The following is a 14,946-nucleotide window of genomic DNA, read 5'->3' on the forward strand; positions in this document are numbered from 1 at the left end:
GGAACGCGGTCGCGGTCAGGCCACGCCGGCATTGAGGAAGATGCCGCCGTCCACGACGAGCGTCTGCCCCGTGATCCAGTCGGACTGCTCCGAGGTCAGGAACGCGGCGGCGCCGCCGATGTCGGAGGGAACGCCGAGCCGCTTGAGGGGGTAGGCCGCGGCGGCCTCCTCCTCCCGGCCCTCGTACAGGGCTTGCGCGAACTTGGTCTTCACCACGGCCGGGGCGATGGCGTTGACCCGCACCTTCGGCGCGAACTCGTGCGCCAGCTGGATCGTCAGGTTGATCATCGCGGCCTTGCTCACGCCGTACGCGCCGATGAACGGCGAGGGCGCGAGGCCCGCGACGGAGGCGATGTTGACGATCGCGCCGCCGTTGTCCTTCTGCCAGGCGTGCCAGGTGCGCTGGGCGAAGCCGAGCGCCGAGATCACGTTGGTCTCGAACACCTTGCGGGCGACGTTCAGGTCGAGATCGGCGATCGGCCCGAACACCGGGTTGGTCCCGGCGTTGTTGACCAGGTAGTCGACCCGGCCGAAGGCCTCCATCGTGCGCTCGACGGCCTCGGCCTGGTGGGCCTCGTCGTGCGCCTTGCCGGCGACGGCGATGACGCGGTCGGCGCCGAGCTTCTCGACGGCCTCCTTCAGGGCGTCCTCGCCCCGGCCGGTGATGCAGACGCGGTCACCGCGGGCGACGAGCGCCTCGGCGACGCCGTAGCCGATGCCGCGGCTGGCGCCGGTGACGAGGGCGACCTTGCCCGACAGCTCGGGGAGTTCCACGGAAGTCATGTGCTTTCGTCCCTTAGTTGAGGGGGCCGCCGGCCACGTACAGGACCTGGCCGGAGACGAAGCCGGCCGCCTCGCCCGTGAAGAAGGCGACGGCGTTGGCGATGTCCTCGGGCTCGCCGACGCGCGCCACCGGGATCTGCGTGGCGGCCGCGGCCTTGAACTCCTCGAAGCCCATGCCGACGCGGTCGGCGGTGGCCTTCGTCATCTCGGTGGCGATGAAGCCGGGGGCGACGGCGTTGGCGGTGATGCCGAACTTGCCGAGCTCCTTGGCGAGGGTCTTGGTGAAGCCCTGCAGACCGGCCTTGGCGGCGGAGTAGTTGACCTGGCCGCGGTTGCCGAGCGCGGAGGAGGACGAGAGGTTCACGATCCGGCCGAACCCGGCGTCCACCATGTGCTTCTGGCAGGCCCGGGTCATCAGGAAGGACCCGCGCAGGTGCACGTTCATGACGGTGTCCCAGTCCGAGACGCTCATCTTGAACAGCAGGTTGTCGCGGAGCACGCCCGCGTTGTTGACCAGGATCGTCGGCGCGCCGAGCTCCTGGGCGATGCGGGCGATGGCCGCCTCGACCTGGGCCTCGTCGGAGACGTCGGCGCCGACGGCGATGGCCCGGCCGCCCGCGGCGGTGATCTTCTCGACGGTGTCCTTGCAGGCGGCCTCGTCGAGGTCGATCACCGCGACGGCGCGGCCCTCGGCGGCCAGTCGGACGGCGGTGGCGGCGCCGATGCCGCGCGCCGCACCGGTGACTACGGCGACCCGCTGCTCAGTGGTGGACATGGCTGATGTTCTCCTCGCCCTTGAGAATGTGCGCCCGTTGGTGAGCGACCGCTTAGTACCTTCAGCAGACGTGACGCTAGAAGCCCTGGCACGCGGTGTCAACGGCACACCGACCCTGTGTGATCCATTACCTGCGCCGGGCCCGCTCCACCACTCGTACGGCCCACACCCGCGCGCCGCCGCGGCACCTGGCTCCTAGCGTCGAAGCCGGGCCTACATGCCCGGAAAGGAGGCGTTCCATGCGCCACCGCACTGGAGTCGCCGGCACCGTGATCGCGGCAGCCGCGGTCGTGACCCTGGCCCAGCCCGCCCACGCTCAGGACGTGGACTGCAACAGCTTCACCTACCAGGAGGACGCCCAGACCGTCTTCCGCGGCACCCCGGGAGATCCCTACCGGCTGGACGAGGACAACGACGGCGTGGCCTGTGAGTGGCTTCCCCACCGCGGTCTGACGTCCTCGACCACCCGCCCGACCGCACCCGCGACCCTCGCCCCGACCATGACGGCCCCGACCCGTCCGGCGACCCTCGCGCCCACCCGGGGCGTGCAGGGAGGTCTGGGCGGCGCGTCGAGTTCCGGTCCCACCGCGTGGGACATCGCGATCGGCACCGTCTTCGTCGCGGGCGCCGCGCTCGCGGGCGGCTACGTGGTACGCCGCCGACGGGCACCGCGCCGCTGAGGCCGCGCGCACCCGCCGGCTGACGGTACCGCGGGTTCGGCCCGCTCACGCGCCGAGCCCACGGCACCGCTCACCGCACCAGCAGCTCCAGCAGGCGTTCCGTCTCCGCCTGGGGGTCGGTCGTCAGGCCGGTGTGGACCGGGCCCGGCTGGACCATCGCCGAGCGGGGCGCGACCAGCCAGCGGAAGCGGCGGCCGGGGTCGTCGCCGGCCGCCTGGCCCGCGCCCGGTCCGCCGCCGCACACCCGCTCCACGGCGTCCAGCGCGGCCAGGATCCCGGCGACGTCCGCCCGGGGGTCGAGGGCGAGCAGCCGCGCCTCGTCGAGGTGGGTGCGGGCACCGACGTAGGCCTTCGCTCGGCAGTAGACGAGCACGCCCGCGTTGATGAACTCGCCGCGCTCCACCCGCGGTACGACCCTGAGCAGCGCGTACTCGTACACGTCCCGGTCGCCGCCCTGCCCGGCCCGGGTGATGTGCCGTTCGGTCATCGCGCCGGCCACGTTGATGCGGTGCTCGCTCACCGGTCCCCCTCGATTCCCTGGATGCGCTCGTGGACGACGGCCGCTCGGGCCAGCAGCGGGCGGGCGTAGGCCCGGCGCAGGTCGTCGGGTGTGTCGAAGCCGGGTTCGCCGCTCAGCCAGACGTCGGGGATCTCGGCGGTGACCTCGGCGAGCAGTTCCTCGGTGACCAGCGGCGCCAGCTCGGCCGCGGCCCCGGCGATGTCCGGCGCGAACCGTCGCAGGGCGTGGTCGGAGGCGTCGTAGGGCCGGGCGGCCGAGGTCTCGGCGCCGGGCCAGTGGTGCTGCCAGATCATGGTGGCGCCGTGGTCGATGAGCCACAGCTCACCCCGGTGCACGAGCAGGTTGGGGTTGCGCCAGGACCGGTCCACGTTGCCGACGAGCGCGTCGAACCAGACGATCCGCCCGGCCTCCTCGGGTCCGGCCGGGAAGGCGAGCGGGTCGTAGCCGAGGGCGCCGGAGAGGAAGTCCATGCCGAGGTTGAGACCCCCGCTGGCCTTCAGCAGCTCCTGCACCTCCGGGTCGGGCTCGCCGAGGCCCAGGACGGGGTCCAGGCCGATCGCCACCAGCCGGGGCACGCGCAGGCCCAGGCGGCGCGCGAGTTCGCCGCTGACGACCTCCGCGATCAGCGTCTTGCGGCCCTGCCCGGCGCCGGTGAACTTCATGACGTAGGTCCCGAAGTCGTCGGCCTCGACGAGCCCCGGCAGCGAGCCGCCCTCACGCAGCGCCGTGATGTAGCGGGTCGCGGTGACTTCCTTGAGCATCGACCCAGGTTACGACGAGGGTCACCGCCGGGTATGCCTGCGGTCTGAACGGCGATGGCCTGCGACGCGTACCAGACAGCGGCAGATCGCGAAGGGCCCCGGAAGGGACATCGACACATGACCAGCGAACCGCTCCAGACCCCCTCGGCCTCCATGGCCCCGCAGGCCTCCTCGGCCTTCCCGGCCCCGAGCCGGCGCACCGTCGTGGCGGCGGTCGGCGCGGTGGGCATCGCCGCCGCGCTCACCGCGTGCGGCTCGGAGGACTCGTCGTCCTCGTCTTCGACGGCTCCCTCGAAGGGGGACGCCGCCGCCGGGGGCACGGTCCTGGCGAAGACCTCGGACATCCCCGAGGGCGGCGGAAAGATCTTCAAGGACCACGGTGTGGTGGTGACCCAGCCGTCGGCGGGCACCTTCAAGGCGTTCTCGTCCACCTGCACCCACCAGGGCTGCACGGTGAGCGGTGTCGCGGACGGCGTCATCACGTGCCCGTGCCACCACAGCGCGTTCTCCGTCACCGACGGCAGCGTGAAGAAGGGCCCGGCGACCAAGGCGCTGCCTGACAAGCAGATCACGGTGAGCGGCGACTCGATCAAGCTGGCGTGAGGATCCGCCGCCCCGATTGCGCTCCCGGGCACCGGCCCGCATGCTTCCCTGACGTGACCGCAGGGGATCCACGGGGAGCGGAGGGGGCCGTATGACCGTCGCTCAGCGCCGGGGCCGGAAGATCATGATGACGCCGGGCGAGCTGGACGAGTTCCTCACCGCGCAGCGCACCTGCCGGGTCGCCACGGTCTCGGCCGACGGCGCCCCGCACGTCAGCGCCCTGTGGTTCCTGTGGGACGGCCGGGCGCTGTGGCTGTACTCGGTGGTGCGCAGCAGACGGTGGGCCGATCTGCGGCGCGATCCACGGGTGGCGATCGCGGTGGACACCGGCGAGGAGTACGGCGAGCTGCGCGGCGCCGAGCTGTCCGGCGCCGTCGAGGTGGTGGGCGAGGTCCCGCGCTCGGGCGGCCTGTGCGCCGAACTGGATGCCGTGGAGACCCTGTTCGCCCGCAAGTACTTCGGCCTGGACAGCCTGCCGCACGACGGCCGGCACGCCTGGCTGCGGCTCGTCCCGGAGAAGATCGTCTCCTGGGACTTCCGCAAGCTGGGCGCGGTGTGACGGCGGCGCCCGACCGGCACCCGTCCTACTGCGCCCCGTCCCCTCCCACGCGCGCCGCCGCCGACTGCAGGGCCCGGACCGCCGCGCGGATCGACGGGCGGCGGTCGGCGTCGGCGCGCCAGACGACGTAGACATGGCGCCGCACCCGCTGCTTGAGCGGCACGGTGACGACACCGGCGGGCAACGGGTGGCGGCCCAGCAGCGGGGCGATGCACACGCCGAGTCCGGCCGCGACGAGGTTGAGCTGGGTGTGTGTCTCGGCCGCGCGATGGACGAGGTGGGGTTCGATGCCCTTGGAGCGCAGCGTGAACATCAGCCACTCGTGGCAGAACTCGCCCTCGCCCCAGGTGATCCACTCGTCCTCGGCGAACTCGGCGAGGTCCACCTCCTGCCGCCCGGCGAGCCGGTGGCCGGCCGGCATCGCGACATCGGCGGGGTCGTCCAGGACGGAGGCCTTGGCCAGGCCGTCCGGCACCGGCATGGGCTTGTTGTACCAGTCGAGGACGACCGCGAGGTCCAGGTCGCCGCGGATCACGCCGGAGATCCCGCGCTCCGGTTCCAGCTCGCAGGAGCGCACGCGCAGCGCGGGGTGCTCCGCGCGCAGCACGGGCAGGGCGAGCGGGAACAGCCCGCGGGCGGCGGTCGGGAAGGCCGAGATCCGCAGCTCACCGGCGACCTGGCCGCGCTGTGCCTCCAGGTCGGCCTGGGCCAGCTCGACCTGGGACAGGATGCGGGCGGCGTGCTCGGCGAGGAGCCGGCCGGCATCCGTGAGGCGTACCCCGCGGCCGTTCTTGGCGAGGAGCTGCTGACCGACCTCCCGCTCCAGCTTGGACATCTGCTGGGAGACGGCCGAGGTGGTGATGTGCAGCCCTTCCGCCGCTCCGCTCACCGAGCCGTGCCGGGCGAGGGCGTCGAGGGTGCGCAGGCGCTCCAGATTCAACATGTAAGCAACCCTACGAGATACCGCTCGCGAATTCTCGATTGTGCTAAGAAGTTCCGGGCGGCATGGTTACGCCCATGAGCACCGTCGCCCGCCCCGCCTCCTCCCCCACCGCTCCCGCACACCCGAAGCTCACCCGCCCGCGCCCGGGCTGGCGCGTGCGCTTCGCCGCCCTCTCCCTGATCTGGGGTTTCAGCTTCCTCCTCATCAAGGTGGGCACGGACGGCTTCGCCCCGTTCCAGGTGACGCTGGGGCGCCTGGTGTTCGGTACGGCGGTCCTGGCGCTCGCGCTGGCGGTCAAGCGCGAGCGGCTCCCGCGCGGGGCCCGCACCTGGGCGCATCTGACGGTGGCCGCCTTCTTCCTCAACGCGCTTCCCTTCTCCCTCTTCGCCTACGCGGAGCTGACGATCCCGTCGACGCTGGCCGGCATCTGCAACGCGACGTCGCCGCTGTGGGGTATGGCTCTGTCCCTGGTCGCGCTCTCCGAGGACCGGCCGACGCGGGTGCGGGTGGCCGGGCTCGGCCTCGGCTTCCTCGGCGTGCTGACGGTCCTCGGCGCCTGGCAGGGGTTCTCCGGCCTGGACGCCAAGGGCACGGCCCTCGCCCTGCTGGCCTCGCTCAGCTACCCCGTGGGCTGGATCCACGTCCGCCGCACCCTGGCCGGCACCGGCCACTCGCACCTGTCGCTGACCGGCGCCCAGCTGCTCCTGGCCACGGTCCAACTGGCGATCGTGACCCCGCTGTTCACCACCTTCCCCACGCACCTGCCCGTGCTGCCCCTGCTGGCGGTGGCCGCCCTGGGCGCGCTGGGCACGGGCGTGGCGATGCTGCTCCAGTACGGCATCGTCGCCGAGGTCGGCCCGACGACCGCGCAGATGGTCACGTACTTCATCCCGGTCATCGCCACGGCCGCCGGCGTCGCCCTGCTCGGCGAGTCGCTGCGCTGGTCGACGCCGGTGGGCGCGGTGATCGTCCTGGCGGGCGCGGCGCTGACGCAGGTGAAGCCGCGCAGTCACACGTAACGGCGTTCGGCGGACCGTCCGAGGGCCGTGGCGATCACCTCGGCGAGCGGTTCGGCGTCGGCCTCGGGCAGGTCGGCGACGGTGATCCGGATGCCGGGCGGAGCGCCGACCCGGAAGCGGGCGCCGGGCGCGACGGCCCAGCCGGCCTGCAGCAGCCGGGCCACGGCACCGGTCTCGTCCGGCACCGGCACCCAGACGTTCAGACCGCTGCGGCCGTGCGCCTCGACACCGCGCCGGGCGAGCGCGCCGATCAGCGCGTCCCGTCGCCGCCCGTAGACGCCCGCCACCTCCCGCACGTCCACCGCGCCCTCGCGCCACAGCCGCACCACGGCCCGCTGCGTGACGCGGCTGACCCAGCCGGGCCCGAGCCGCTGCCGCCCGCGCACCCGGTCGAGGGTCACGTCGTCGCCGGTGAGCACGGCGAGCCGCAGATCGGGGCCGTAGGCCTTGGCCACCGACCGGACGAGGGCCCAGCAGCGCGTGGTCCCGGCGAGCGGGTGCAGCGGCAGGTCGACGATGCGGTGCCCGTGGTCGTCCTCGATGAGCAGCACGTCCGGATGCCTGCGCAGCACCGCCCGCAGCGCACGCGCGCGTGCGGCGCTCACCGCGGCACCGGTCGGATTCTGCGCCCGGTCGGTGACGATCAGCGCCCGCACGCCGCCCTCCAGCACCCGCCGCACATCCTCGACCAGCGGCCCTTCGTCGTCGACGCCGACCGGGGCGGTCCGCAGCCCGAGCGCCGGCACGAGGTCGAGCAGACTGCCCCAGCCGGGATCCTCCACGGCGACGGTGTCCCCGGGCCTGAGGTGGGCGGCGAGCACCCGCTCGATGGCGTCCAGCGAGCCGGAGGTGACGGCGAGGGGTCCGTCCGGCACTCCGTCGGCGTCCAGATCGGCCCGCGCCCTCCGTGCCAGCTCCGGCTCCACCGCGGCGTCCCCGTACAGCACCGGCTCCCGGTCGCCTTCCTCGGCGGCGGTGGCGAAAGCGGGGCCGAGAGCGGGCAGCAGCGCCGGATCCGGGTTGCCGGCCGATACGTCCCGCACGCCCTCGGTGACCTCCACCGCGATGTAGTCGCGCCCGGTGGTCGCCGGCTTGGACCGCACCCGGCTGCCCCGCCGCCCGGCGGTCTCGATGACCCCGCGCTCGCGCAGGGTGCGGTAGGCGGCGGCGACGGTATTGGCGTTCACGCCCAGCGTCCCCGCCAACTCCCGCATGGGAGGCAGCAGTTGTCCAGGCTGCAGCGCCCCTTCCGCCACCCCCCGCTCCACACTGGCCGCAATCTCGGCTGCACGGCGCCCTTCGATCCGATATTCTCCTAGCACAAAGCCGATTATGCACTAGTGCAACAGAAAACGGGAGAGCGCCATGCAGGGGCCCGCCGCCTACACGCCCACCGACCGCACCGTCCCGACGCGTTCCGCCGAACGCGCCCGGTACGACAAGGAGCTGGTGCACGCGATCCTCGACGAGGGCTACGTCTGCCACCTGGGCTTCGTCCGCGACGGCGCCCCCGTGGTCCTGCCGACGCTGTACGGCCGCGTCGACGACCGCCTCTACGTCCACGGCTCGACGGGCTCGCGCCCGCTGCGGATGACGGGCCAGGCCGACCCCGGCCTCCCGGTCTGCCTGACGGTCACCCATGTCGACGCGCTGGTGCTGGCCCGCTCGGCCTTCCACCACTCGATCAACTACCGCTCGGTCGTGGTGCACGGCGTCGCCCACGACGTCACGGACCCGGAGGAGAAGCGCCTCGCTCTGGACGCCCTGGTCGACCACGTCATACCCGGCCGTGCCGCCGACTCCCGCCCGGCCAACAAGAAGGAACTGGCGGCCACCGCGGTGATCCGCCTCGACCTGAACGAGGTCTCCGCCAAGCTCCGCACCGGCGGCGTCAACGACGAGCCGGAGGACCTGGCCCTCCCCCACTGGGCGGGCCTGGTCCCCCTGCGCAAGGGCTACGAGGCCCCCGTGGCGGACCCGGACCTCACGCCCGGCACCGGCCTGCCCGACTACCTCGCCACGCTCTGACGCCGCCCCGCCGCACGGCCCCTGCGACGGGATAGCCGCTTACGGCGGGAAGGGGCCGTGTCGGGGGGTGTCCGCCCGCAGCGGGCGGCGGAAGGAAACGGTGTGAATTTGACCGTACCCGGCGGCGCACCGAGGACGGATACCCCCCGGCGCGGCCCCGACCCCACCACCAGCAGACGGCGCTACACCAGCCACCCACAGCCCCGCGCGGGCCGCCGCAGGCATTCAGGGGCGCGGGGAACTGCGCGAGCAACCACCCACCCACCCGCACCGGCCGCCGCAGGCACACCGGGCTATTGCACCGCCACAACCCCCCGAGCCTCAGCCACAGCCAACCCCCCGACAGCCCCGAGCATCAGCACAGTGCCGACACACGTCGCCAGGGACACCCGCTCCCCCAGCACACAAACGGCCAGCACCGCCGCACTCACCGGCTCCAACAGCATGATCACGGACACCGTGGCGGACCGCACCACAGCCGCACCCGCGAAGTACAGCGCGTAGGCCAAGGCGGTAGGCACGGCCGCGATGTACCCGAGCAGCACCACGGTCCGCACGGGATCGACCGCGTGCGGCACCAGCCCCTCCCCCACCGCGAACGGCAGCAGACACAGACTGGTCACGGCGAACGCCGACACGGTCGTGGCGGAGGCGTCGGCCCCGCCCTCCCGCCCCCAGCGCCGGGTGAGCAGCGTCATCACGCTGTACCCGGCGGCGGACACCAGCGCGAGCAGCACACCCCAGGGCCGTACGCTCGCCCCGCCACCCCCGATCACGAGCACCACGAGCCCGGCGAGCGCCCCCGCGACGGCGGCGACCCCGCCCCCGCCGAGGCGCTCCCCGAGGGTCAGCCGGGCTCCCAGCGCGATGAGGACGGGCCCGGCGCCGAGGGTGACGACGGTGGCGACGGCGAGCCCGGTGGCGGAGACGGCCGCGAAGTAGGCGGTCTGGAACACCGCGAGCCCGATCCCCGTGGCGAGGGCGCGCCGGACCCGGCGCCCGAGCGGGGCGGGAGCGACGGCCGCGGCGCCCCGGGGCCGCAGCAGCCGGGCGGCGGCGAGCAGGACGAGCCCGGCGGCGCACCGCCAGAAGGACAGGGCGACGGGCCCGAGGTCGCTGGCCCGGTAGACCAGGGAGGCGGCGGCGCCCGCGGTGCCCCAGGCGGCACCGGCGACGATCAGATAGAGCAGGCCTCGCCCGACGGGCAGACCGGAAGCAGGAAGGGACACGAGTTCTCTCCGCGACAGCAGAAGGCAGAAAGGGAACCCGTCAGCAGGCCGAACGCGGGAGCACCAGAGGCGAACCCGGCGGGAGCACCAAAGGCAGGCCCCGCGGTAGCAGAGGCAATCCCCGCGGTAGCACCGGAGGCGAGCCGCGCGAAGGCCTCAGAGGCACGCCGTCACCAGTGAGGACGACACAGGACCCCGGAAACCGCCGACGATTTCCCAGAACAGGACGGCTTCTGCGGGCAGCTCAGGCACCGCCGACGGCGAACACCGCCGGGCGTGATCCACCGATGGCCCGCCTCAGGCGGCCGGGGGCGGGAGAACGAGCGCGTCCGAATGCATGATCCATACCCTAGGCGGCGGTCCCGCGCGCCGACAACTCCCTTTCGGCGCCGCCCCCGCTCGCCACCGGCTCCCCGTCTCCCTTCGCGGGGGTGGACGACTGGGCGATGAAGGCGCCGACCAGCACGACGGCCCCGCCGACGAGCTGGGGCGCGGACAGGTGCTCGCCGAGCAGCACCCAGGCGAGCACGGTCGCGATGACCGCCTCCAGGCACGCCACCACGCCCGCGACCTGCGGGGAGAGCCGGCGCACGGAGAGGACGCCGGTGACGTAGGCGACGACGGTGGCGACCAGCACGATCCAGGCGAGCAGCAGCCACGCGGCGACGGGGGTGCCGTCCATCCGCGCGGAGTGCGCGAGCACGGACCAGTCCATGCCCCAGGGCCGGGCGACGACGGTCAGCACGGCCGCGCCGACGAGCAGGCCGTAGGCGATGACGCCGAGCGGGTCGGGGGCGTCGGCGCCGGAGTCGCCGCCGTGGTCGGAGAGCACGAAGTAGCCGACCTGGCAGCAGGCGGCGCCGAGCGCGAGGAGCAGTCCGAGGGCGTCGAAGCTGAGGCCGGCCCACACCTCGACCACGCAGGCGAGGCCACCGACGGCGAGGACGACACCGACGGCGGCGGCCCGGGTGACCGGCCGCCGCTGCACGAACCGCACCCAGCCGAGCACCAGCGCGGGTGCGAGGTACTCGACGAGCAGCGCGACGCCGACGGGGATCCGGGAGAGGGCGGCGAAGTAGCAGGCCTGGACCCCGGCGACGGCCAGCAGGCCGAACCCGGCGAGCAGCGCGGGCCGGCGGCGCAGCAGCGCCCTGTGGCGGACGGCGAGCGGCAGCATGACCAGAGCGGCGCCCGTGACCCGCAGCCACACCACGTGCAGCGGGTCGAGGCCGGCCTCGATCAGCGGTTTGGCGGCGACTCCCGAGCCACCGAAGGCGAGCGCCGACGCGAGGGCGAGGGAGAGCCCGACGCCCTTGCCGGGGTTGCCCTGACTGCTTCCAGACGTATGCACCGGCACATGATGACAGGCGCCGACAGGAGCGTCACCCCCGATGACACCTGTCTCAACGACTGGACGGTCACGGCGTGAGGTCAGCCGCCCCCGTCGGCTTCTTCCGCCCGCCACAGGGTCCCGTCCACGACGTCCCGTGCCTCGATCCCGGCAGCGGCGAGCACCTCGACGGCGCGGGCGTCCGGATCGGCCACGAGCGCGGCGAGGAGATCGACCCCCCGGGCCCGCTCCCCGCGCTCCGCGGCCCGGGCGCAGGCGGCCTCCAGGGCCCGCCCGGCGAGCGGCGAGAACCCCTCGGCGTCGGTCACGGCAGGTACGGAACCGGAGTCCTCGACGCTGCCCTGCCAGCGCAGGCCGTAGCCGATGCTGCGCTGGACGAGATAGCCGAGCAGGCGGGCGACCCGGGCCGGTCCGCAGAAGACGGCACGGACGTCGGGGTCGGAATCCAGCAGGGAGTGCAGCAGATGGGCGGTGTCGATCTGCCGGTCCCCGTCGCGCACCGCGCGCCGCCGGGCACCGGCCACCACGGCGGCCAGTTCGGTGCCCATCCGGGCGTCGTCGTCGACGCGGTGGCGGAGTTCCAGGTCACGGGCGGGCTGCCGGGGGATACGGGGGTGCACGCTCCCACCCCATCAGGCGCACCGGAGGCGTACATCCCCGGCGCGAAGCATCTTCGCGTCCCACACAGAGTGGACGTGGCGAGCAGGGATCTCCTCCTTGGGGAGGAGATCAGGCCAAAAACGCTTGAGGGGCGCGCGCCGCCTTGCCACGCGCCCCCGAGGGCAACCACCGGGTCCCGCCGTTCGTCCCACAGGGAAATGGAGAGCAGCAGGTGCTGGCTGGTCGCGTTGCCGGCCGTCGACGGCAGGCAGTACGTCTACCGGGTGTACGCCCCGGAGGACGCGCTGCTCGCGGACCTGTTCTGGGAGGCGTGGCACTGCCACGACGAGAGCACGTTCCCCAGGGCATGGGACGTGTTCGACGCGGCAGAGATACGACGGGTCGGTTGAGCGGCGGGCCGGCCGAACCGCCCCGCCGCCCCACGCCTTGCGGCTCAGTCCTCGTCGGCGAGGATCAGGTAGAGCTTCTTGCGGGCCTCGTTGATGACGCCCAGCGCCTTTTCCCGCTGCTCCTTGCTGCCGGTCTTCCAGACCTGCCCGAAGGCCTCCATCAGACCGAAACCGGCCTGGCGGATGTCGTTGAGGGCCTCCCAGTCGACCCCGCGCGAGGCCTCCTCCCAGGGCGCCTCGGGGCCCTCGTCGGCGGCGGCGCGGCCGGCCTCGGTGAGGGAGAACAGCTTCTTGCCGCCCTCGCTCGCGCTGCTGATCAGACCCTCGTCCTCCAGCAGCTGGAGGGTCGGGTACACCGAGCCGGGGCTCGGCTTCCAGGCGCCGCCGCTGCGTTCGGCGATCTCCTGGATCATCTCGTAGCCGTGCATCGGCCGGTCCTTCAGCAGGGCCAGGATCGAGGCCCGTACGTCACCCCGCCGTGCCCTGCCGCGCGGTCCGCCGCGCCCTCGCGGGCCCCAGGGGCCGGGGCCGAAGCCCGGTCCGCCGAAGCCGTGACCGGGACCGCCGTGTCCACCGGGCCCGAAGGGACCGAAGGCACCACGCCGTCCGTCGAAGCCGCCCATGCCCGTGCCGCGCTGGCCGGGGCCGCCATGTCCACGCTCGAAACCGAATCCGTGGGTACGCATCGCAACCACTCCATTCCATCGTTGATCTGTCGCGATGCCTCAACGATATATCGGAACACATCGCCTGACAACCCCCGGCCGATGTCCCTCCGTGAGCGGCCCCGTCGCGCGCCCTCCGCGAAAACCGGTCCAGCACCCGCGGATTGGCCTTGTCCTGCGGCTTCGCTCCCCCGCTAACGTCGGGACATGCGCATCCGAATCGTCGACGCCTTCACCGACCGCCCCTTCGCCGGCAACCCGGCCGGCGTCCTGCTCCTCGACGCCTTCCCCGACGACGACCGGCTCCAGAAGGTGGCGATGGAGGTGAACCACGCCGAGACCGCCTTCGCCCACCGGCTGCCCGAGGACGGCGAGGCCGACTGGGCACTGCGCTGGTTCACCCCCGTGGCCGAGGTCGCGATGTGCGGCCACGCCACCCTCGCCACGGCCCACGTCCTCGCGACGACCGGCGCGCACCAGGGCCCGGTCCGCTTCGCCACGCGCAGCGGCGTGCTCATCGCCACGCCCCGCGAGGACGGCTCGATCACCCTGGACTTCCCGACCGCCCCGCTCACCGAGGTCGGCGTCCCGGACGGGGTCGCCGAGGCACTGGGCGCCGCACCGCGCACCGCCTTCGACACCGGCCCGAACGTGGGCGACCTGCTCGTCGAGCTGGCCGACGAGAAGACGGTCCGCGGCCTCACCCCGGACCACAAGGCGCTCGCCGCCTACTCCAGCCGCGGCATCATCGCCACCGCCCGCGCCGAGGACCCGTCCCGGGGCTACGACTTCGTCTCCCGCTGCTTCTTCCCGAACGTCGGCATCGACGAGGACCCGGTCACCGGCAGCGCCCACACCGCGCTCGCCCCCTACTGGTCCGCACGCCTCGGCAGCGCCGAACTCACCGGCCTGCAGGCGTCGCCCCGCTCCGGCCGTGTCCGCACCGAACTGCGCGACGACCGCACCCTGCTGAGCGGCCGGGCGGTCACCGTGATCGAGGGCGACCTGCTGGCCTGAGCCACCGCGCACGGAACACGGCGAAGGGGCGTACGACAGCGTCGTACGCCCCTGTCTCCTGCGTGGGTCAGGCGGTCGGCAGCCAGCCCACCTTCCCGGCGAGCAGCGCGTACCCCACGAAGGCACCGATGTCGAGCAGCGAGTGCGCCACGACGAGCGGCCCGACGCGGCCCCAGCGCCGGTAGAGGAAGACGAACACCACGCCCATCACCATGTTGCCGACGAAGCCGCCGACGCCCTGGTAGAGGTGGTAGGAGCCGCGCAGTACGGCGCTGCCCATCAGCGCGGTGCCCGGCGTCCAGCCCAACTGGCCGAGCCGGCGCAGCAGATAGCCGACGACGATGACCTCCTCCAGGACGGCGTTCTGCACGGCCGAGAGGACCAGCACCGGGTACTTCCACCACACGTCGGGCAGCGCCTCGGGGACCACGGTGAGGTTGAACCCGAGGCCGCGGGCGGCGAGGTAGAAGGCGATGCCGGTGCTGCCGATGACGGCGGCGACCGCCGCGCCGCGCCCGAGGTCGGGCCAGGGGCGGGTGCGGTCGAAGCCGAGGGTGCGCAGGCTTCCGCCCTCGCGCAGCAGCAGGTGGGCGACGAGGGCGACCGGGACCAGTGCGGAGGCGATGCCGAACAGCTGCCAGGCCAGGTCGAGCCAGGGGCGTCCGGGCGCGGCCGAGGCGTTGAGGGTGGCCGCCTGGTCCTTGAGCCCGCCCGGCTTGGTGACCGACCCGACGAAGCTGATCAACGCCGACACGCCGCTCGCGCCGAGCGACAGCCCGAGGACGAGCAGGGTCTCGTCACGCAGTATCCGCCGCGTCAGCCGCCGCTCGGGAAGGGTCTCCGCCACCTGCCGCCTCCAGTCGCTCGGTCCCCGGGCCTCCGGTCTCCACCGGCACGGGGCCTCGCAAGAGCCTACGGAGCGAGGGGGCGGGAGATGCGCAGGGGGCGGCCGACCGGGCACCGGACGCGTGGCCGGGGAGCGGCCGACCGGCCGTCCGACGCC

Annotated in this window: 18 protein-coding genes; 7 read left to right on the forward strand and 11 right to left on the reverse strand. The window is 73.4% G+C overall.

The genetic code is table 11. The features are described 5' to 3' along the window. Positions 1-15: 15 nt before the first annotated feature. Both IE308_RS14575 and fabG read right to left on the reverse strand, forming a co-directional pair. Positions 16-783: an SDR family oxidoreductase gene (locus IE308_RS14575; protein ID WP_190218227.1), complete on the reverse strand. Its 768-nt coding sequence runs from the start codon at positions 781-783 to the stop codon at positions 16-18. Between the two features lie 13 nt (positions 784-796). Beyond that, positions 797-1,558, reverse strand: coding sequence for a 3-oxoacyl-ACP reductase FabG (gene fabG, locus IE308_RS14580; RefSeq protein WP_110626779.1), 762 nt, complete (start codon positions 1,556-1,558; stop codon positions 797-799). Between the two features lie 239 nt (positions 1,559-1,797). Between fabG and IE308_RS14585 the strand changes: the two genes are divergently transcribed. Further along, complete coding sequence (locus IE308_RS14585; RefSeq protein ID WP_190218228.1) at positions 1,798-2,238, forward strand: excalibur calcium-binding domain-containing protein; 441 nt, start codon at positions 1,798-1,800, stop codon at positions 2,236-2,238. Between the two features lie 70 nt (positions 2,239-2,308). On the opposite strand, the gene IE308_RS14590 is transcribed toward IE308_RS14585, so the two are convergent. Continuing rightward, the gene (locus IE308_RS14590) at positions 2,309-2,725 is read right to left on the reverse strand and encodes a DUF3037 domain-containing protein (RefSeq protein WP_190218323.1); all 417 of its coding nucleotides are present in this window, start codon (positions 2,723-2,725) and stop codon (positions 2,309-2,311) included. A gap of 29 nt (positions 2,726-2,754) precedes the next feature. After that, the gene (locus tag IE308_RS14595) at positions 2,755-3,519 is read right to left on the reverse strand and encodes a HipA family kinase (RefSeq protein ID WP_110626782.1); all 765 of its coding nucleotides are present in this window, start codon (positions 3,517-3,519) and stop codon (positions 2,755-2,757) included. A 153-nt stretch (positions 3,520-3,672) separates the two neighbouring features. Between IE308_RS14595 and IE308_RS14600 the strand changes: the two genes are divergently transcribed. Continuing rightward, complete coding sequence (locus IE308_RS14600) at positions 3,673-4,122, forward strand: Rieske (2Fe-2S) protein (RefSeq protein ID WP_110636133.1); 450 nt, start codon at positions 3,673-3,675, stop codon at positions 4,120-4,122. 91 nt (positions 4,123-4,213) lie between these two features. Further along, on the forward strand, positions 4,214-4,681 hold the full coding sequence (locus tag IE308_RS14605) for a pyridoxamine 5'-phosphate oxidase family protein (RefSeq protein WP_110626783.1): 468 nt from the start codon (positions 4,214-4,216) through the stop codon (positions 4,679-4,681). 25 nt (positions 4,682-4,706) lie between these two features. Here IE308_RS14605 and IE308_RS14610 read toward each other — a convergent pair whose 3' ends face one another. Further along, positions 4,707-5,624 (reverse strand): LysR family transcriptional regulator, encoded by a 918-nt coding sequence (locus tag IE308_RS14610; protein WP_190218229.1) that lies wholly within the window; start codon positions 5,622-5,624, stop codon positions 4,707-4,709. A 74-nt stretch (positions 5,625-5,698) separates the two neighbouring features. Here IE308_RS14610 and IE308_RS14615 point away from each other — a divergent pair, with 74 nt between their 5' ends. Then, a complete protein-coding gene (locus tag IE308_RS14615; protein ID WP_190218230.1) occupies positions 5,699-6,643 on the forward strand; it encodes a DMT family transporter in 945 nt (314 codons plus the stop codon). Here IE308_RS14615 and IE308_RS14620 read toward each other — a convergent pair. Then, on the reverse strand, positions 6,634-7,965 hold the full coding sequence (locus IE308_RS14620) for an aminotransferase class I/II-fold pyridoxal phosphate-dependent enzyme (protein WP_190218231.1): 1,332 nt from the start codon (positions 7,963-7,965) through the stop codon (positions 6,634-6,636). The two genes, IE308_RS14615 and IE308_RS14620, sit on opposite strands and share 10 nt — an antisense overlap. Before the next feature lie 43 nt (positions 7,966-8,008). Here IE308_RS14620 and IE308_RS14625 point away from each other — a divergent pair, with 43 nt between their 5' ends. Beyond that, on the forward strand, positions 8,009-8,671 hold the full coding sequence (locus IE308_RS14625) for a pyridoxamine 5'-phosphate oxidase family protein (protein ID WP_190218232.1): 663 nt from the start codon (positions 8,009-8,011) through the stop codon (positions 8,669-8,671). A gap of 293 nt (positions 8,672-8,964) precedes the next feature. Here IE308_RS14625 and IE308_RS14630 read toward each other — a convergent pair whose 3' ends face one another. The 3 genes from IE308_RS14630 to IE308_RS14640 all read right to left on the reverse strand — a co-directional run bounded on the left by IE308_RS14630 (position 8,965) and on the right by IE308_RS14640 (position 11,871). Next, on the reverse strand, positions 8,965-9,900 hold the full coding sequence (locus tag IE308_RS14630; RefSeq protein WP_190218233.1) for a DMT family transporter: 936 nt from the start codon (positions 9,898-9,900) through the stop codon (positions 8,965-8,967). A 349-nt stretch (positions 9,901-10,249) separates the two neighbouring features. Then, on the reverse strand, positions 10,250-11,257 hold the full coding sequence (locus tag IE308_RS14635; RefSeq protein WP_190218234.1) for an EamA family transporter: 1,008 nt from the start codon (positions 11,255-11,257) through the stop codon (positions 10,250-10,252). Between the two features lie 74 nt (positions 11,258-11,331). Next, positions 11,332-11,871 (reverse strand): Clp protease N-terminal domain-containing protein, encoded by a 540-nt coding sequence (locus tag IE308_RS14640; protein ID WP_190218235.1) that lies wholly within the window; start codon positions 11,869-11,871, stop codon positions 11,332-11,334. Positions 11,872-12,069: 198 nt separating this feature from the next. Between IE308_RS14640 and IE308_RS14645 the strand changes: the two genes are divergently transcribed. Beyond that, positions 12,070-12,261 (forward strand): hypothetical protein, encoded by a 192-nt coding sequence (locus IE308_RS14645; RefSeq protein ID WP_110626791.1) that lies wholly within the window; start codon positions 12,070-12,072, stop codon positions 12,259-12,261. Between the two features lie 44 nt (positions 12,262-12,305). On the opposite strand, the gene IE308_RS14650 is transcribed toward IE308_RS14645, so the two are convergent. Then, positions 12,306-12,947 (reverse strand): PadR family transcriptional regulator, encoded by a 642-nt coding sequence (locus IE308_RS14650; RefSeq protein ID WP_110626792.1) that lies wholly within the window; start codon positions 12,945-12,947, stop codon positions 12,306-12,308. A 186-nt stretch (positions 12,948-13,133) separates the two neighbouring features. On the opposite strand from IE308_RS14650, the gene IE308_RS14655 reads away from it, so the two are divergent. Further along, positions 13,134-13,943, forward strand: a complete 810-nt coding sequence (locus IE308_RS14655; protein ID WP_110626793.1) for a PhzF family phenazine biosynthesis protein — start codon at positions 13,134-13,136, stop codon at positions 13,941-13,943. A gap of 67 nt (positions 13,944-14,010) precedes the next feature. On the opposite strand, the gene IE308_RS14660 is transcribed toward IE308_RS14655, so the two are convergent. Further along, positions 14,011-14,790, reverse strand: a complete 780-nt coding sequence (locus IE308_RS14660; protein ID WP_190218236.1) for a CPBP family intramembrane glutamic endopeptidase — start codon at positions 14,788-14,790, stop codon at positions 14,011-14,013. Positions 14,791-14,946 lie beyond the last annotated feature (156 nt).

It is taken from the genome of Streptomyces griseosporeus (genome assembly GCF_014656055.1).
GTDB lineage: Bacteria > Actinomycetota > Actinomycetes > Streptomycetales > Streptomycetaceae > Streptomyces > Streptomyces griseosporeus.